The 18,890-nt window shown below is 40.0% G+C and carries 11 protein-coding genes and 2 pseudogenes; 5 read left to right on the forward strand and 8 right to left on the reverse strand.

The window, feature by feature from the left end; genetic code table 11:
* Positions 1-150: 150 nt before the first annotated feature.
* Positions 151-747 (reverse strand): tyrosine-type recombinase/integrase, encoded by a 597-nt coding sequence (locus GQA99_RS19510; protein ID WP_124017006.1) that lies wholly within the window; start codon positions 745-747, stop codon positions 151-153.
* Positions 748-1,250: 503 nt separating this feature from the next.
* On the opposite strand from GQA99_RS19510, the gene GQA99_RS19515 reads away from it, so the two are divergent.
* From GQA99_RS19515 to GQA99_RS19525, 3 genes are all read left to right on the forward strand, one after another.
* Entirely contained in the window at positions 1,251-2,051 is an 801-nt protein-coding gene (locus GQA99_RS19515; protein WP_124017005.1) for an undecaprenyl-diphosphate phosphatase, read from the forward strand.
* 9 nt (positions 2,052-2,060) lie between these two features.
* Positions 2,061-3,032 carry a calcium/sodium antiporter gene (locus GQA99_RS19520; RefSeq protein WP_124017004.1) on the forward strand — a complete coding sequence of 324 codons (972 nt, stop codon included), beginning with the start codon at positions 2,061-2,063 and terminating at the stop codon, positions 3,030-3,032.
* A gap of 65 nt (positions 3,033-3,097) precedes the next feature.
* Positions 3,098-3,949: a mechanosensitive ion channel family protein gene (locus GQA99_RS19525; RefSeq protein WP_160056807.1), complete on the forward strand. Its 852-nt coding sequence runs from the start codon at positions 3,098-3,100 to the stop codon at positions 3,947-3,949.
* A gap of 368 nt (positions 3,950-4,317) precedes the next feature.
* Here GQA99_RS19525 and GQA99_RS19530 read toward each other — a convergent pair whose 3' ends face one another.
* Complete coding sequence (locus GQA99_RS19530; protein WP_160056808.1) at positions 4,318-5,067, reverse strand: TerC family protein; 750 nt, start codon at positions 5,065-5,067, stop codon at positions 4,318-4,320.
* A gap of 728 nt (positions 5,068-5,795) precedes the next feature.
* Here GQA99_RS19530 and istA point away from each other — a divergent pair.
* Both istA and istB read left to right on the forward strand, forming a co-directional pair.
* Positions 5,796-7,340 (forward strand): IS21-like element ISShfr5 family transposase, encoded by a 1,545-nt coding sequence (gene istA, locus GQA99_RS19535; RefSeq protein ID WP_160056813.1) that lies wholly within the window; start codon positions 5,796-5,798, stop codon positions 7,338-7,340.
* A gap of 28 nt (positions 7,341-7,368) precedes the next feature.
* Positions 7,369-8,127, forward strand: a complete 759-nt coding sequence (istB, locus tag GQA99_RS19540; RefSeq protein WP_011637026.1) for an IS21-like element ISShfr5 family helper ATPase IstB — start codon at positions 7,369-7,371, stop codon at positions 8,125-8,127.
* 897 nt (positions 8,128-9,024) lie between these two features.
* Here the strand turns inward: istB and GQA99_RS19545 are convergent.
* From GQA99_RS19545 to GQA99_RS19570, 6 genes and pseudogenes are all read right to left on the reverse strand, one after another.
* Positions 9,025-9,930: pseudogene (locus GQA99_RS19545) on the reverse strand (cation diffusion facilitator family transporter); the annotation flags it as partial.
* A gap of 89 nt (positions 9,931-10,019) precedes the next feature.
* A complete protein-coding gene (locus tag GQA99_RS19550) occupies positions 10,020-13,208 on the reverse strand; it encodes an efflux RND transporter permease subunit (RefSeq protein WP_160056809.1) in 3,189 nt (1,062 codons plus the stop codon).
* Positions 13,209-13,234: 26 nt separating this feature from the next.
* Entirely contained in the window at positions 13,235-14,404 is a 1,170-nt protein-coding gene (locus GQA99_RS19555; RefSeq protein WP_160056810.1) for an efflux RND transporter periplasmic adaptor subunit, read from the reverse strand.
* Positions 14,405-14,460: 56 nt separating this feature from the next.
* Positions 14,461-15,705, reverse strand: a complete 1,245-nt coding sequence (locus GQA99_RS19560; protein WP_160056811.1) for a TolC family protein — start codon at positions 15,703-15,705, stop codon at positions 14,461-14,463.
* A gap of 1,732 nt (positions 15,706-17,437) precedes the next feature.
* Positions 17,438-17,800, reverse strand: coding sequence for a DUF6488 family protein (locus tag GQA99_RS19565; RefSeq protein ID WP_160056812.1), 363 nt, complete (start codon positions 17,798-17,800; stop codon positions 17,438-17,440).
* Between the two features lie 10 nt (positions 17,801-17,810).
* A pseudogene (locus tag GQA99_RS19570) lies at positions 17,811-18,044 on the reverse strand (hypothetical protein); the annotation flags it as partial.
* Positions 18,045-18,890: the final 846 nt, after the last annotated feature.

Genomic DNA, 18,890 nt, shown 5'->3' on the forward strand with positions numbered 1-18,890 from the left:
GTCTTCGATAAGTTTCAAGTGTTCAAATAAGGACATGGATTAGGTTCAGTAGATTAACATGCCTGATCAGATCATGCCGATACGAAAAAGTTCCCTACTGTTAACAAAGTATGATCCCGCCCTGGCCCTAGGTTGTAGGGCCATTTAATATTAGCAATCTGTACTTTCTGAAAGTAAGAGAGCATCTTCTAATTCAACACCAAGATATCTTATCGTATTATCTACCTTTGTATGACCTAGTAAAAGTTGAACTGCTCGAATATTCTTTGTTTTGGCATAGACAAGAGTCACCTTGGTTCGCCTCATAGAGTGGGTTCCATATAGGTTCGGATCTAATCCCAGATCGGATGCCCATTTCCTAACAATGTATCTATAGTATGAGTAGCTAATCGACTGTTGCTTTAATCTAGGACTGGGGAAAACAAAATCGCTTGCGCTTAACGATGCAAGCAAAATCCATTTAATCAGACTTTGTTGGGTTCTTGACGTGATTTCAAACTGAACTTCAATGTCAGTCTTATGTTGGATATGCTTAACTCGATTAAATATCCGGTCTTGAGAAGAAATATCGCATACTTTCAAAGGTAATAAGTCGCTCGCCCTAAGTTTGCTATCAATTGCCAAATTGAGCAGTGCTAACTGCATCAAGTTGCTCTCAATCTCAAGTCTGGTACGAATTCGCCAAATTTCTTCAAGACGAAAAGGCTTTTTGACACCACTTCGTTGCCCACGGTTTAATATGACCATGATGACCTCCTTTTTGGTTGCTTGGTCATCACGATTATAGTTAGTGGAATTAGGACAGAAATGAGTCAGGCCGCCCACTAATTTAGTGATAAATGAGTTAGCCAAACTTACCCATTAACGCAAGTTTTGATTGACGGATAACCTCTATGTTGCAGAGAAAATTAGCTAATTCACGACATAGTTATCATTAAGTGTATATCCACAGTTAAAGTATTTTCACTTCAATAGGGATACAAAAGTACTCTATTGACCTGTTGAATATAAAAAATTAAAATAATGATTATAACCTTAGGGGAGTAGTCTCTCAGTACCGTCTGAGATAGCAGTCAACATATCCCGAACAGCAGTTCGTGGCGGTTATGTCCTATTTGGATTGACAAGACTTAAGGCAAATGCGGCTCTCGGGGTGGAGAGCCACGTTTGCCTGTGTCCAAACCACCCCAAGGATATAAATATTTTGTCTGATTTTTATTTTTGTACATTCTTGTATTCAGTGAGTGTACATGGATTTAATTAATGCTGTAATACTAGGGATTATACAAGGTATTACAGAATTCCTACCGATTTCAAGTTCTGCTCACCTTATTCTCGCTCCTCTGGTTGCTGGCTGGAAGGACCAAGGGGTGGCATTCGACCTAGCTGTCCATATAGGCACCTTGCTTGCTGTTTTACTCTACTTTAAAAATGATGTAACAAACCTAATTTACGATGGTTTGTGTTCATTTCAACATCGTCAATTCGTTGGTCAAGGGAAAATCCTGCTGTTGTTAATCATTGCGACAGTGCCGGCGGCTTTGGTTGGTTTGTTGTTAATGGATCTCATTGACGAGCAGTTACGATCCGTTGAAGTCGTCTTTTTCACCACATTGGGGTTTGGTTTGTTATTAGGCTGGGCTGATTGGCGGCCTAACCAGCAATGCGACTTATCTTCATTGCGCTTAAAAGACGCTTTACTCATCGGTATCGCACAAGCATTTGCTCTTATTCCTGGCACCTCTCGTTCAGGTGCAACCATCACCGCAAGCTTGCTGCTAGGTTTAAGCAGAGAAGCCGCTTCGCGCTTTTCATTTTTACTTGCCATTCCCATTACAGCATTGGCCGCGAGCGCAAAAATATTGGAAGTGGCATCAAGTGACATACATATCGATTTGCTTGCTTTTTTGGTAGGCGGATTAACTTCTTTCGTCATGGCTTTGACTGCTATCCACTTTTTCTTAAAGTGGCTGGATCGATTTGGTATGTGGCCTTATGTGATTTATAGAATCGTCTTGGCTGCATTAATTTATTTCATTTTTTTAACTTAAGGTAACGTTATGACACTTGCTATATTGGCTATATTAGGTGGTTTTATTTTATTAGTGTGGAGCGCTGATCGCTTTGTTGAAGGCGCTGCGGTAACCGCTAAGCATGCTGGAATGCCCTCGCTGCTTATTGGTATGGTGATCGTTGGTTTTGGTACGTCTGCACCTGAAATGGTGGTTTCCGCCATGGCGGCAATAGATGGTAATCCTGATTTAGCGCTGGGGAATGCCTTAGGCTCGAATATTGTTAATACTGGCTTAATTCTTGGCGTAACAGCCGTTATTACACCGATTATGGTGCAGTCTAAAATTGTCCGAAAAGAAATCCCCTTGTTGTTGTTAATAGGCTTACTGTTGGGCTATTTTCTCTTGGATGGCGCATTGACGCGTGTTGAAGCGGTGCTGCTATTGGTTGGGTTCTTTACTTTGATTGGTTGGAGTATTTTTTCTGCCATTAAAAGTAAAGGTGACAAATTAGAAACGGAGATGGATCAGGAATTAGTTGATCATGCTATGCCGCTCAAAAAAGCCATTTTTTGGTTAGTGCTGGGTCTTGTGCTGTTAATCGTAAGTTCGCGTGTTTTGGTATGGGGAGCTGTAAACATTGCACATGCATTTGGTGTAAGTGACTTGATTATTGGACTCACCATCGTCGCATTGGGTACTTCACTCCCAGAGCTTGCCGCTTCGGTTATAGCCGTTAGAAAAGGCGAGCACGATATTGCGATAGGCAACGTTGTTGGTTCGAACATGTTTAACTTACTTGCTGTTGTTGGTATTGCGGGTGTTATTTCGCCAATGTCCAGCTTACCTGAACAAGTACTATCACGCGACTGGTTAGTGATGATGAGCATGACGGTAGCCTTATTGATTATTGCTTATGGTTTTCGTCGAGCGGGCCGTATTAACCGATATGAAGGTGTTGGTTTATTAATCGCGTTTTGTGCCTACAATGTCTGGTTGGTGTCATCAGTAATTGCTTAGCTTTACTCCTTTTTAAGTACGCCTTAACATTTAGCTTTATTTAACAAAAAACAGGAATAAATGATATGAAAGAATCACTCATGCAGTTTTGGTCTGATCACTCACAAACAATTATAACACTCGGGTATAATTTGTTATTGGCAGTTGCCATACTGATCGCTAGCTCATTAATAGCCAAAACGGTTCGTAAAGCAATCGCGAATACGAGAACCAGGCTTGATAAAACATTAATCCCGTTATTTTCAACAATAGCCAGTTACGCGGTTTATGTCATTGGTGGTGTATTTATTCTGGATATTTTTGGCGTCAATACAGCGAGCTTAATCGCGCTGGTTGGTGCTGCGGGCTTAGCGATTGGACTGGCTCTGAAAGACACGTTAAGCAATATCGCCGCAGGTATTATGTTACTAATAGTACGCCCATTTCGCGCCGACGATTTTATTGAGTTTGGTGGAACGCAAGGTACCGTTAGAGAAATAAATTTATTTACAACCATTCTTGAAACCACTGATGGATTATATATTGCCTCACCTAATAACATGCTATGGGGTAATAATATTAAAAACTTCACTCGTAATGGTAAACGACGTATGGATATTATTGTGGGTATTTCATATTCAGACTCTATTAATGAAGGGTTTGCTGTATTAAAGAAAATTGCTGAGAGTGAATCAAGATTGTTAGCTGAACCTGCGCCTCAAGTGATGGTTGCATCAATGATCGATAGTGCAGTGAACATTCAGCTAAGAGTATGGGCAAAAAATGAAGATTACTGGTCAGCGTACTGGGATTTAAATAAGCGAGTGAAAGAAGCAATAGAAGTCGCAGGGCTAACCATCCCATTCCCTCAGCGAACATTGCATATTGTCGGTGAACAAAACGCCCAAGCAATACAGAAAAATGCACGAAAAGATTAATTACTTTCCTTTTATTTACCCTAACAATGGGTTTAGTTGCAGTTCTGTCGCCGAACCTAATCACTGACATGACCGCATATAAAATAAACCCATAGTCTGACAAATCGAAACATATAAAAAATAGATATTTATGGGAGAATGATATTTTTTTACGAAAAACAAAATGGCTTGTGTTCTATCTAACAAACTTTTGGATAATAAACGTTTTAGAGTGTTAGCCTATTACCATTAGGAAAAGTATGACTATGAGAGCCGTTAATGCCTGCGTTTTCAGCCTGGTAAGCTGGCGGCTTTTTTGCCGCGCAGCGCGAAAAAGGTGACAGTCTATTCCAGTCCTTGCATGATGTACTTGTTAGGTATTTTCATCTTCAGTGATTTTTTTTTGCTAGATGGATTGTCTCAATAGCTTTTGCCCTGCGATCTCTTATTTTTATGTTGAGCATCTCCACGAAGAAGGAAAAAGCCATAGCAAAGTAAACGTAACCTTTTGGTATATGAACATCGAACCCCTCTGCTATAAGAGTGAATCCTATTAATATCAAGAAAGACAATGCCAACATTTTGATTGTAGGATTCGCATCTACAAAATCACCTATTGGTTTTGCAGCTACAAGCATAACGCCAACCGATGCAACTATTGCTATCACCATAATGCTTAGATGATCAACTAACCCTACAGCAGTTATTACCGAATCAAGTGAAAACACAACATCAAGGATAGCAATTTGAATGAGGATCGAAATAAACCCGGAGGCTGCAACCTTAGCCTGAGATGCTTCTTGTATTTCAAAGCTACCGTGTATTTCGTGTGTGGATTTTGCGAGAAGAAAAAGCCCACCTATAACTAGTATGATGTCTCTACCAGATATTTCATTTCCGAAGACAATAAACAAAGGCTCAACTAAGCCCATAACCCAAGCCAAGCTGAAAAGCAGTAGTAACCGAGTGCCCATAGCTAAAGATAGACCAATCTGTCGAGCTTTAGCCCGCTGTTTTTCTGGCAATCTGCCAACAAGTATTGATATAAATATTATGTTGTCTATTCCAAGAACAATCTCCAAGGCTATCAGGGTTGCTAATGCTACCCACGCCTCTGGACTTGCGATCCATTCAAACATTCTTTTTTACTCTACATTTGTGTGAAGTTACGATTGGCTAACGTTTTAGTACTTATGCGTTGCGCTGTTTGCTGCGCATAAATCTCTTGTTTGACTTGGTCGATGCCTAGTCCAGGTTAATTGGTACGCTTTATACTATAGGGTTTTCCTTTTTTGATGCTAACTCTGGGCTGTAGAGTAGTTTCGAACTGATCATATAGCTTGGTTTTTACGTATTTCATTGAAATTCCCTTGTCATTGCTGTGTGCTGCTTCAATATGAGTAATACAGTCAATTGAAGCTTGATTTGGCTCCGCGCAGCGGCTTAGTTTAATAGCTTATTGAACGGCTCGCCAAATAAAGTTATTGATCAATATCATCCTACATTTGCAATATCGTTGATGTAAAGCAATAAGATATTCGCAAAACCCAAGAACAAACTGATGTAGCCTAAATAAAGTGTTCATAAAATTTATTTACTACAATATCAATCAGTTAAGTTTAATCGCATAATTGATACTTACTACCTTGGTGCATATTCTCATGCATCGCGATCACCTAATACCATCTAAGCCGATCACCTAATACCATTCATCGCGATCACTCAATACCATCGATGCCGATCACTTTTCGGTCAAAATAGTATTGAGTGATCGGCTTGAATAGTACCGTTCGTTTTTTGTACTTTTTTGTCTGCCCGTAGGTGTTTTTAACCGTTATTCTTTTCATTTTTGATGATGAGAATGACCATGCCAACGGCACCTATTTCAATGCGTAAACTCAAAGAAATTTTAAGACTAAAATACGGCTGTAAACTCAGTCATCGTCAGATAGCAAAAAGCTTATCTGTTTCACCCTCAATCGTGTCTAAATATGCCTGTAAATCAGCAGAGCTAGACATTACTTGCTGGCCGCTTGATGAGAAGTGGGATGATAACTCTCTACAACAAGCGTTTTTCAAAACAAAGCCTCGTTTAAAAGGCTTTACCATTCCTGACTGGTCGTTAGTTCAACAAGAGCTTCGGCCTAAAACCATGACGTTGTTGCTGCTTTGGGAAGAATACAAAGAGCGGCACGCGGAAGGTTTTTACAGTTACACTCACTTCTGCCGTCAGTACAAGGCATGGCTTAAATGCCAAAAACCCTCGATGCGACAAAACCATAAAGCTGGTGAAAAACTGTTTGTGGATTACTGTGGCCCAACCATGAGTATTGTTGATAGAAGTACAGGCGAATGCCGTACTGCACAAGTATTCGTCGCGGTCATGGGGGCATCAAATTATACCTATGCCGAAGCGACTTACAGCCAGAAACTTGAAGATTGGGTGATGAGTCATGCCCGTTGTTTTGAGTTTCTTGGTGGTGTTCCTGAGCAGATCATTCCTGACAACCTTAAAAGTGCCGTCACCAAACCCTGCCGATATGAGCCTGACTTAAACCCAACCTACCAACAACTAGCGACGCATTACGATACCGTCATTGTGCCTGCAAGACCCTATAAACCAAAGGATAAAGCCAAGGCTGAAGTGGGTGTACAAATTGTTGAACGTTGGATCATGGCACGTCTTCGTAATGAAACCTTCTTTAGCTTGCGTCAATTAAATCTAAAGATTCAAGAATTACTCATCGATTTAAATCAGCGACAAATGAAAAAACATCCTGGCTCACGATTAAGTCAATTTGAAGCCATTGATAAACCAGCGTTAAAACCATTGCCCATGCTGCCTTACAGCTACACCTTAGTGAAACAAGTGAGCGTACATATTGATTATCATATTGAGATTGAAAAGCACTATTACTCAGTGCCACATACCTTGATCAAGCAAAAACTTGAAGCACATGCCTCAGGAAAATTGGTGACACTCTACCATCAAGGCATACGAGTCGCTGTTCACCCCAGATCATACCGAGAAGGTGCGCATACAACACTTGAGCTACATATGCCTATCGCTCACCAAAAACAACAGCAATGGACACCGCAGCGATTTGAGCGCTGGGCAAGTCAGTTTGGTAAATCAACCGAGCAGTTTGTTATGCAATTGATGCAAGCTAAAAAGCATCCAGAGCAAAGCTACCGTGCTTGTATGGGGTTATTAAGCCTAGGTAAGAAGTTTACAGACCAACGTCTTGAAGCCGCCTGTCATCGCGCATTAGCCACAGGTGTTACTCGCGTAAAACAAGTGAAAACCATCTTAGAAAAAGGCTTGGATAAGCAACCCTTGCCACAAGCTCAGGGTGATTCGCTACAAGATATTGATCATAAAAATATCCGCGGCAATAACTATTACCATTAATAAAAACTAACCAATCAAAGGAAATCTTATGAAAAATATCAATCAACAAGTCAATAACCAGTTAAGTAACTTAAAGCTAAGCGGCATACGTGATGCGCTATTACAGCAACTTGAACAACCTAATCTATACGTAGAACAAAGCTTCGAAGAGCGGCTAAGTTTATTGCTTGAGCATGAAATAACGCAGCGTGACCAGCGTAAAATTGACCGCCTAACTCGACAAGCAAAGTTCAGAGTTGGCGGCACGCTTGCTCAACTCAACTATGGCGCAGCACGACAACTCGATAAAACTCAGATCCGTTCATTAGCACAAGGTGAATGGCTTCGCCTTCACCAAAATATTTTGATTACGGGAGCAACGGGGTGTGGAAAAACTTACCTCGCTTGCGCTCTTGGTCAAAACCACTGCCAACAAGGGAGTAGCGTTTATTATTTTAGGCTCAAGGAGCTATTAGAAAAGATGTTCTTAGCGCAAGCCGATGGTAGTTATCGAAAACTGATCAATAAGCTTAGCTCTGCTAATTTACTGATCTTAGATGATTGGGGATTAGAGCCATTAACGGCTCAACAACGTAGTGATTTATTGGAATTAATTGATGCAAGATATGATACAAAATCGACATTAATTGCCAGTCAATTACCGATCGAAAATTGGTATGAAATGATAGGAGAATCGACACATGCTGATGCGATTCTAGATCGACTTGTTCACGGAGCAATAAAGTTGGAATTAAAAGGCGAATCGATGCGAAAAAAACTAAATACCTTGACTGAAGCCGATCACTGAAGCTAGATTTTACGGAGGTCTACTGGCGAACAAAAAAGTGATCGGCTTGAATGGTATTGACCGATCGGCATCATGGTATTACGCACTTGGATTTACTTATTATCTTGTTTTATATAAATTAAACCAAAATGCATTATAACTGTATATAAAATCAGCTCATTAGATTATGCAATCTAGGCAGTAAAAAATGGTCTCTGTAAAAGAGCAGTATCAATTAAATTTTGTATGGAAAACGAAGGCAAGCATTGTTAAATAGAGTTTTGATTCTAAGTAACTTTGGGGCAGAAACGAGTTATTAACTTCGGTAAACTGTGATTCATCTGCTACTGCAAAACAGTCGAATCACCTACAAACTAAAGACCAATTTTACTCACCCACTACATACATTATCTGGCTAGCTACTTTATTCAGAGCCATAGGGCCACCTGATGATACAGATGGTTCACTCTTATCGTGGTGAATAACGCTTCATACGACTTCACGTCGCACGGGCAGAAATGAGTTAGTTTCTGATAAATGTGCTTCCAATGACAAGCTGTTGGGGTATGTGCAAATATGCTCAGTGAAAACAAATCACTGACCAGTCCTTGAAACTGATCTGACTCTAGCTCTGCTACTTATAGTTAACAGATACAACAATCGGATTAGTATTAGACAAGTTTATTCATCCTCTTTTAATAACTGAGCACCAAAATCAATTTCTACACTTTCAACTAAACTTTCAGCACTTCTACGCATACTTGCTGTAAGCGGCTGTAGTTTTTCGGGGTGTTGTTGCATGTCATTTTCAAGAATAGATAAAATTAATGCTGCACGATACTCATTTTCAGAACTCAGAGGCGTCTCTTCGCAATAAGTAATAATCTCATTTCCAACTGAAGGAGAATCAAGCCAGGCATCTCTACATATTTCGTCTACGAACTCAAATTCCAGTGTTGTATGTTCAAGATAAAAAGGGCTAAGTCGTGTTGATATTTCATGCTTTATTGCCATATATTCTTGTTGATCAAAATAATGATTCACTACTAAATGAGCTGTAAGAACATGCCTTTCGCCGTCAAGGGACCACAAATGGAAATGATGAATATCTTCAATAAACTTCAATGTTGATAATTCAATTTTTATTTTTTCTTGAATGGCTTTCTCAGGTGTTGCTTGTAAAAACAGACGTATTGCAGTACGGAGGTTTTTTAAGACATTAAAAAGAACAAATAATGTAAATCCTATTGAAAGTATGGGATCAAGTATTGGGAGTTCGATATATATTAGGACGATAGCAACAATTAATACGGCTACCCAACCTAAGACATCTTCCAATAAATGCCAATTAAGTACACGTTCGTTTAATGTTTTCCCTTCACTTAATTTGAAAGCAGCATAACCGTTAACAATCACCCCCAATATCGCTAACCACAACATGCCTTGAGCATCAGGCATTTCTGGCGATATCAATCGAGGAAATGATATGGTTAATACCCAAATCGATCCCGCGATTAAGACAACACCGTTAATTAGCGCACCAAGTAAAGAAAAACGGTGGTAGCCGTAACTAAACGTTTCATCGCGACTTTTCTTGCTGAGTTTGTTTAATCCCCATGCGAGACCAATGGATAAACTATCTCCTAAATCGTGAACCGCATCTGCCATTATCGCGGTACTGTTGGTTAACCAGCCGCCAATAAATTCGATAATAGTAAAACAAACATTTAATATAAATGCCCAGCCAATACGACTTGAAGACATATCTTTAGGAATATGACTGTGTCCATGGCTAGCTGGGTGTTGATGTGAATTGTCGGACATTACTTTCTCCTATAAATTGATATCCCGCAGCGAATACCTACGGGATATCTAGTTAAAGCAAACAGTTATATTTATTTAACCAAGCAGCACTACCTTCTCATTTCTTCAATCCGACCTTTAGAAAACCAAGCATAAAGTACGGGAAGAACAAATAAAGTAAGGAACGTCGCAGTGACCAATCCACCCACAATGACTGTAGCTAATGGTCGTTGTATTTCAGAACCAACACCATTTGACATGATCATGGGTATCAGACCGAGGGCGGCAATAATAGCCGTCATTAATACTGGGCGAAGTCTTGATATAGCACCTTCGTAAACGGCTTGAGCAATACTTTCCGTACCTGTTTCAATGCGCAGATTAATCGCTTCAACCATCACCACACCATTTAGAACAGCGACACCAAATAAAGTAATAAAACCAATTGAACTTGGTACAGATAGGTATTGACCGGAAATATACAAGGCAACTATGCCACCAATCATGGCTAAAGGTAAATTAACGAGAATGAGCATGGCTTGACCCACACTGGTAAAAGCAAAATATAATAACAACGCAATAATGCCAATAGAAAGTGGCACAACAATAGCTAGTCGTTGCTGTGCTCGTTGTTGGTTTTCAAATTGCCCACCGATATCAACGGAATAACCGGGAGGTAAATCAACCTTACTTGCAATTGCTGCTCGAATATCTTTTACCACACCACCCATGTCTCGACCTTGTACGTTGGCTTGAATAACGACGCGTCGCTGAACATCATCTCGGCGAACCTGAGGAGGGCCTGATTCAATGGCAATATCTGCAACATCACCTAGTCGTACCCATGCACCTGTTGGGGCTTGTAGTCGTAAATCAGCAATAGTTTGTTGCTGATCTCTAAACGCTTTGTCTATCCGCAGATAAATATCATAACGTTCATTACCATTAATGACCTGTCCTGCTTCCTGACCACCAATACCATTTCGCACTAACCTCATGACATCACCAATCGATAAACCATATCGAGACAATTGACGACGGTTTGGTCTGACGACTAACTGAGATTCTCCTTCTATTGGCTCCATAGCAACATCCCTCGCACCATCAACCCCTTGAATGGCATTAACAATAGCCTGACCTTGCTGAGCCAGGATATCGAGATCTGGACCGAATAGTTTTATTGCCAACTGTGCTTTAACTCCGGAAAGTAATTCATCGACACGGGTTGCAATAGGTTGAGAAAAATTCAGTAATAAACCAGGGAATTGCTCAAGCTTTTCTTCCATCAAGCCCTGTAGTTCATGGCGTGTTTTTGCGCTCGTCCACTCTGCGGTAGGCTTGAGACCAATATAGATCTCAATATTACTCACTGGCTCAGGATCGCCACCAATTTCCGCTCGACCAATACGACTGGCTGCGTAGGTAACTTCAGGAAATTCCAGTAATAATTTTTCCAGTTTAGGGGCAACTGAAAGCGCTGTCGCTAAACTGGTTGATGGAGCCATTGTTGCACGTAAATTAATAGTGCCTTCTTCAAGTTCAGGTACAAATTCAGTGCCTAAATGCGGTACTAAAAATAAAGCACCTACAAGCAAAGCTCCAGCTCCCAGAAGAATAACTTTTTTGGCATTCATCGCTTTTGTTAAACTACTGCGGTAAAGTTTCTCCAGTACACTAACTAAAGGGCTGGTTCTGGCTTTAAAGCCTTTTTGAAAGAAGTAACTGGCTAACGCGGGTACGACAATAAGTGATACGGCTAAGGACGCGGCCATCGCAATCATGATACTGATTGCCATCGGTTGAAATAGTTTACCTTCGACACCTTCTAAGCTAAATAAAGGGGCAAACACTACCATAATAATCGTGACGGCAAAAAATACTGGCTTAGCTACTTCTCTAGCGGCAATTTGTATACGTAAACCAACAGAGGTATCTTTTTCTACATCAAAAGGATTTTCACTGTCGTGTGTTCCTTCATGCTCATGACGACGATCGGGTTGACTAAGATGTTTGAAAATATTTTCCATCATCACCACCGCACCATCGACCATCATCCCTATAGCAACAGCTAAACCACCCAGTGACATTAAGTTCGCAGACAAGCCATTGTAGGCCATTACCGTTAACGCCATACCAACAGAAAGCGGAATAGAAATAAGTACCAATAAAACAGCGCGTACATTCAGTAAGAAAAGTACTAACACGATAACAATAAAGACAAAAGCCTCAATCAATGCTTTTGAAACCGTACTAACCGCTTTTTCAATTAGGTCAGCTTGGTCATAAATAGGTTCAAACGTGACACCTTTTGGCAGGGCTTGTTGAATGAGCGGTATTCTATCTTTTATGCCATCAATGGCAACTTTGGTATTTGCGCCCATACGTTTTAAAACAATACCTGATACAACTTCACCCAAAAACTTACTGCCGTTAACTCCTTCTCTTTTAGTCATGGTGACAGCGCCTTGTCTAATTTCGCTACCAAATTCAACAGTGGCCACATCAGCAAGATAAACAACAGTACCTTCAATTGTTTTAACAGGGATTTGTTTTAGTTCTTCAATACCTTTTTCATCACTACTTAACCAACCAACACCTCGAATAATAAGTTGCTCTTGGCCTCTATCCATATACCAGCCTCCCGCATTGTCATTATTATCTTCTAATGCATTAGCGATATCTTGTTGAGTTAATTGGTAAGCAAGCAAACGAGAAGGATTAATATTTACTTGGTATTGTTTAACATTTCCGCCGAATGCTAAAACATCTGTAACGCCATCTACTGGCATTAAGAGTAATTTAACCACCCAATCGTTAAGGCTTCGAAGTGACATGCTGTCATACCCCGAGTCTTCATCAGCGAGCAATAAATATTGATATACTTGCCCCAAACCAGAAGTGTTTGGGCCAATTTCAGGTGTACCAACCCCTTCAGGGATCAATTCTTTTGCTGATTGCAATCGTTCAAAAACCAATTGACGAGCAAAATAAATATCGGTGCCTTCTTTGAAAACAACCGTAATACCAGACAAGCCTGTTTTAGAAATAGAGCGTACTTCTTCAACATCAGGTAATGCATACATTACGGCTTCTATTGGAAAGGTTATGAGTTGTTCTACTTCTTCCGAAGCCAAACCAGGCGCCTCAGTATTAATTGCCACTTGTACGTTGGTAACATCTGGAAATGCATCCAAATTCAAACGAGGAATAATAAAAAAGGCCGAAACCGTGAACGCAATCAAGGCAAGAATCACCAATAATCGGTTAGCGACAGACCAGTCAATCAAACGATTTAACATGTGTTAGTTCTCCAATTATCAGTTAATTAATGGTTATGAGCATCAAAACTGCCTTTGGCAATTTCCGCGGCAACATAAAAAGCGCCAGTTGTAACGACTTTAGTACCTGATGGCAAACCAAAAATTTCACGTGATTTTCCCAGTTGTCGTCCCAATTCAACTTCGACACCTTTAAATTCGCCATTTTCTTCAACAAACACCATCCAATCACCATCACTACCACGCATTAATGCTTCTTCAGGCACAGTCAGAACTTTTTTGTCCGTTTCAAAGGCAAAATAGACATCCGCAAATAAGCCTGGATGAAGCTTATGACCGACATTTTGAACCTGTAAGCGTATAATACGTGTGCGAGTTACTGGGTCTATGGTATGAGCTTTTTGAGTGATCGTAGCTATGTATGTATTGTTACCTACATTTACTTGCGCCTTTGAATTTTCAGGTAAGTCCAATTCCATTGATGGAGCTAAACGTGCTTCAACCCATAACGTATCTTCATCAGCCAACTCAAATAAAGTACCGCCCGATTCTATGCGTTGGCCTTGACGAAAATTATCAGATAATACCGCGCCAGAAGTCTCAGCGTTTAGAGTGTATTGCCCCAGTTTTTTAGTGTTGGTAGTCAAAGAGATAATAGCGTCAGTAGATAAGCCAAATGCATATAATCGTCCTAAGTCAGCCTCAAAATCGGTCTGAGCTTCTATAAAGCGTTTCTCACCTACCGCTTTTCGACCAAGTTTTTGAACCCTTTTCCATTCTGAATCAGCGAGCCTATAGCTGGCTTGAGCTTCAGCCATTGACTCACTAAATAGGGTGACTAACGGTTGATTGATTTCAACATGATCACCTAAAGCAACATGGCGTTTTAGTATCACTGAATCTACTCTTGGCGAGACTAAATAACTGGTATAATCATTAGCCTTTATCTCCCCTTGAGCATAAATACTGTAAGCCATCGTCTGAGGCTCTAGTACGGTTATGTTAATTTCAGCTAAAGTTAATTGCCCCTTTGAAAGTTTAACTCCCGCACCTTCTTCCTCCTCATTTTTAGCTTCATGTCCATGTCCATCATCTTTTTCTTCAACATGCTTTTCGTTTTTTTCAGATGATTGAACATTTGCAAATGTCGCAGTAGTTATGGTTGTTATTCCACAAAAAAGTACGGCCAGCGTTATTAATTTAATTTGCTTATTCATATGTTTTTTCCAAAATTGGTTCATTGACTATTAATTATTCAAATTACATTTAATGATCAAGGCTGAGATAATTGTTGGAGCACAGTCTTAATTTGCCCCACTTGTAATAGCCAATCTATTTGGCTTAATTGAAATTGACTTTGTAAGTCTATGCCCGCTTTAAGACCTTCAGCACGCTGTTGTAAAGCGAGTAAATACTCGGTAGTGCTCACATCACCGCTTTGCCATTGCTTTTGCAGCAAGTCGCCACTACGTTTACCTCTTCCATCCATCAATTGTTGCCAACGTTGATAGTTTTTTTGATAAGTGAGCAAGGTGTCGATACTTGATTGAATAGAAAACCGTTGTTTGCGCATAATGGAGAGAAAATTTGCTTCGGCAGCTAATGCTTGTTGATTCGCAGCTCTTGCTTGTGCTGAAAAATTGTTGCGAATGTTCAGAGGCATTGAAAGCGTTACTCCAAGCACATTGTCTCCTGCATTTTTACCTGCATTTATACCGATAGTAGGGTCCGCTTTAGCCTCCAACATTGACAGTTGAGCATTACTTTTAGCTATTTGCCACTGCGCTTTTGCCTCTAGAACTAAAGGATGTTGTTGAAGCCATTGAGGTGATAATTGATAATTGCTGATAGTCAAACCTTGCGCAGGTAAAACCTCTTTATCCGGCGTCCAATCCTGCAGTAGCTCCTTGACTTGAGCTTCAGCTTGTTTTAATTGAACTTGTGCTTTTGCGGTAACATTCAACATTTGAGATAAACTTAAAAAAGTAAGTTCAGCATCTACTTGTCCAAGATCACCTGCTTTTTGACGATCCTTAACTAAATCAAGTATGGTTTCCAACTGCTTTTCTTGTTCTTGAGCTATAAAAGCTTGCTTTTTAGCTGCTTGCCAAGTAATTAACGCTTGTAAAGCTTGCGCTGTCTTTTCTTGAACAAGAAAGTCAAAGTGTTTGCTTGCTTGAGTTAAGCTAAAGTTAGCTTGTTGCTCTTTTGTTTCTCGTTTATCCCACCAATCAATCGTTTGATTAATGCCAATGGAATAATTATTAGCGTCACCTTCTCGCTCATAACCAGTCTCTAGTTCAGGATTATAAAGCGGTTGCTTGTTCCCTTCCGCATTTGAAAAAACAGCATTCATTTCTTCTTTGGCAGCAATAATATTTGGATGTTTGTTTATTTGCATTGACAGCCAAGACGTCGATGTTGGTTGTGCATTTGCTCTTTGTATATTGATTAACATAGCTAAAAACATACCGACGCATAGCATGGCGCAAATACTTTTTTTAAAAAATATTTTCATAAATTAAACTCATATTTATTTTGGTAGTGTTAACTGACGACAGTAAAATCGTAAGTAGACAAGAATATAAAGATGCTCAGCTAAAATGAGCTATTCAAATAGAGTTAACTTATAGGAGGGATTATTGGGTTATCAGAGTATGCATTAGCATATTGATATGAATATAGGTATTGATGAGTTACTAGTATATTGTGATCAATACTAGGTTTAGTTTGAGTCAAACATTGAGAATGAAACCCATGACAATGTCCACAGTGATGACAGTCCTCAACACTATGTTCACCTTCTATTGGTAATTCGTTATCAACTATTTGGCTATCATATTCGTGAGAATGTTCGGTTTGGATATGTTGTACATCTAATGTATGCGTTTCTTGTGAATTTGCAATAGCTACAAACGATTGTATTACAATCGCAATCGCTAATATTAAATTTAGAAACTTATTTTTCAAAGAAATAACCATCAGATGCACAAAGTTAAAGTAGAACATTTCTTATTGATTTCGTCAATTAAACTAAACTGTATTTTTAAAGACTGTTGTCGCTTAAGTCGTTAAACAGCTTATTTGTATTGATCTGGATTTCTGCCAGTTTCGCTCGAAATCACAGTAGGTTTCACTAATTTATTCATGCTCGTTTCTTTTTCTAATAACTCTTGGTCGAATGATCGGATCAAGGAACGAGCATTTAGTTCCTTTGGGGAGCTAATTTCTTATCCGAAGCTCAGGTAATTTACTAAAGTTTGTCAAAGCTACTCCCTTGTACGGTTTCTCATTTCAGTTGATTATTTCCATAATCAACCAAGCAGGAATACCCCGATAGCAAGTCGGTTTGGGTACCACTAAAAAAAACATCTGCTCATCACAGACTTAAAATGTACTTCACCCCTTCGCAACGTTTAACTGCTTTTGACCGTTAACGTTCCATAAAACGCATTGTTGATGGTCAGCTTGTTTTTGTCCTCCACACCATTACAGGCTTTCACAGGCCAAGCTTAACTCACTACTACTACGGGGTCATCTGCCACCACACACTAAAATTGATCTTGGCTTTCGCCTTGACTCAATGTCTCCGGTCTATATCCGGATTCAGTGCCAGGCTTCCCCAGTTACTGCACTGACTCCCTGTTAACAATGCCACCCTCAAACACAGCTTAGGTCTGGCTGAGTATAGGACTTTGCGTTATTTTGCACGCTTACCCACCTCAACTGCCGAAGCAGGTTCACTTGCGTTGTGTACTGTTAACTTCCTATGGCTTCCTTCAGACCCTGTCGTTGACCAACAACGCCTTTGCGATTATCTTCCCCTCAGTAGGGTTGATCTGGGCATCTTTCAGCCTAGCGGGTTTGCCAGCTTCGCTGGGCAAAAAAAGCGACCACTCAATGAGTCGGTCGCTTTTTATTAGTTTCTAACTTTTCAGTTAGTAGCGATCTTTATGACTAGTTTCGAACATTATTTAACTTCCATAATAAATGAACACTGGGACACCATTACCCAAGCGATTCACATGATTATGCGACCATTTCAAGTTAACTAACTCAAGCTCTCATAATGTGTAGTAGTAAACAATTAGGATGATGGTGTTATCAATTGCCATTATGACCAACAGGCTTCTAAGTAGATAGTGCCGCCTTTAGACGCCTTGTTCTTATCCTGACTTAGTAAGAACAATGGTTGCGACTACTTCAATTAGAAGTAGTCGTTTGGCAATCACTATTACATTACTTACCGCTTATTTAAAGCCATTACTCTCTGATATAGCAACAACCTCGCCATCGTCTTCAATTTTAAAAAATATTGTCTTTTTTGTTTGTGAATTAGTCGCACTCACTACATAGCTTCCCCCATGGGTGCTTACAATGTTCACATCGGCAGTGCTTATGCTTTCCCACGATGAAGGCAATTTGCCCACTTCATATCCTAAGTCTTTAAATGTCAATTTCTGTATTGTTGTTATTGTAATACCCTTGACCTTTTCATCGTTCATATGACTATGTCTTGAATGATCCATACTTTTCATTCTATCTACATGTGCAAATGAATCACTACTGACAAGAGCGCTACAGATCACTAAAATTAAAATTAAATATCTCATTTACTTGTCCTTATGATTTTAAACCAATCACTTTATATTGACCTTTAACCAGTAATTTAATGGTTACAGGGGTGGTAGACTTATTTTTCCAATACCAGCCATGAGATCCTGCAAAGGGGGCGGTAAAACTCCCTTTCATCTCATCAGACGTGGCAATAACATAACTCTCGTAATATCCAGTTGTATCTCCTTCTGGTTCGCCGTGTAGATCGAAGAACAATGCGTCTCCATCAGTTAGCCATTCAATTCAGCATCATTTAGAGGAAAACAGCTAGTGTAGATACAGAATAAAGTCTCATATTAACCGCTATTATTGTGTCTGAATCGAGCCACTGACCTGCACCCATATATCTAGTTCACAGATGGATCGAAAATAGTAAACTAATCACATAATGAAGCATTAGATAAATTGGGTCAAACACAGCTGAATACGAATGCTGTGAGTAATAACTCTAAGAAGGTTTGGGGCATAAACGAGTTAGTTTACTTGATTTTAAAATGGTCAAATTCACTCTGAACTTGAGGACGTTTAAGACTTCTTACAAAAGAATACGTGAGCTGATTAAGCCTCCGGATTCATATTCATTGAGGCCGCTAAAGAAAATGACGTGAGCTGGCCATGGACGGCCAGCTAGCTTTAGAGGGGAAGGGACGCCCCATCTGAAGCGTTAGCATTTTCGAATAAGGCTGAAGACGGTTACAAACGCGGTCAGAAGATGGATTAACTTTCCGTCGCAATTTTTTCGCTGCTGTTGTTTGGTTAAAAAGCGAAAATGTTGCCGGAACGGCAGGGGTGATCCAAGAGGGGGTTGCTGTTGACCCCCTTTTGGCCCGTGCAGGGTGGAACCTTGCGATATTAATCTGGTGTGGGTGAAGCGCCACGACGTTAGTGGCCGTAGGCCATAAAGTAAAAAAGTACATAAGCACAAAGCAAAACAAACACCTGGATTCCGGCTAAAAAACATTGCCGGAATAATGAGATGGACCCACCCTTCTAATCGGCTTCATAGTGAGCCATGATAAGTTTGTACACTTTATCAACAAAGGGCGGGTCCGAATATGAAGATTACAACAATTGGTTTAGATATAT

Source organism: Shewanella litoralis, assembly GCF_009828585.1.
Lineage (GTDB): Bacteria > Pseudomonadota > Gammaproteobacteria > Enterobacterales > Shewanellaceae > Shewanella > Shewanella litoralis.

Excerpts from the sequence above, each read along its gene's own strand:
- GQA99_RS19510 (WP_124017006.1), bottom strand. The coding sequence starts at position 747 with ATGGTCATATTAAACCGTGGGCAACGAAGTGGTGTCAAAAAGCCTTTT.
- GQA99_RS19515 (WP_124017005.1), top strand. The coding sequence starts at position 1,251 with ATGGATTTAATTAATGCTGTAATACTAGGGATTATACAAGGTATTACA.
- GQA99_RS19520 (WP_124017004.1), top strand. The coding sequence starts at position 2,061 with ATGACACTTGCTATATTGGCTATATTAGGTGGTTTTATTTTATTAGTG.
- GQA99_RS19525 (WP_160056807.1), top strand. The coding sequence starts at position 3,098 with ATGAAAGAATCACTCATGCAGTTTTGGTCTGATCACTCACAAACAATT.
- GQA99_RS19530 (WP_160056808.1), bottom strand. The coding sequence starts at position 5,067 with ATGTTTGAATGGATCGCAAGTCCAGAGGCGTGGGTAGCATTAGCAACC.
- istA (WP_160056813.1), top strand. The coding sequence starts at position 5,796 with ATGCCAACGGCACCTATTTCAATGCGTAAACTCAAAGAAATTTTAAGA.
- istB (WP_011637026.1), top strand. The coding sequence starts at position 7,369 with ATGAAAAATATCAATCAACAAGTCAATAACCAGTTAAGTAACTTAAAG.
- GQA99_RS19550 (WP_160056809.1), bottom strand. The coding sequence starts at position 13,208 with ATGTTAAATCGTTTGATTGACTGGTCTGTCGCTAACCGATTATTGGTG.
- GQA99_RS19555 (WP_160056810.1), bottom strand. The coding sequence starts at position 14,404 with ATGAATAAGCAAATTAAATTAATAACGCTGGCCGTACTTTTTTGTGGA.
- GQA99_RS19560 (WP_160056811.1), bottom strand. The coding sequence starts at position 15,705 with ATGAAAATATTTTTTAAAAAAAGTATTTGCGCCATGCTATGCGTCGGT.
- GQA99_RS19565 (WP_160056812.1), bottom strand. The coding sequence starts at position 17,800 with ATGAGATATTTAATTTTAATTTTAGTGATCTGTAGCGCTCTTGTCAGT.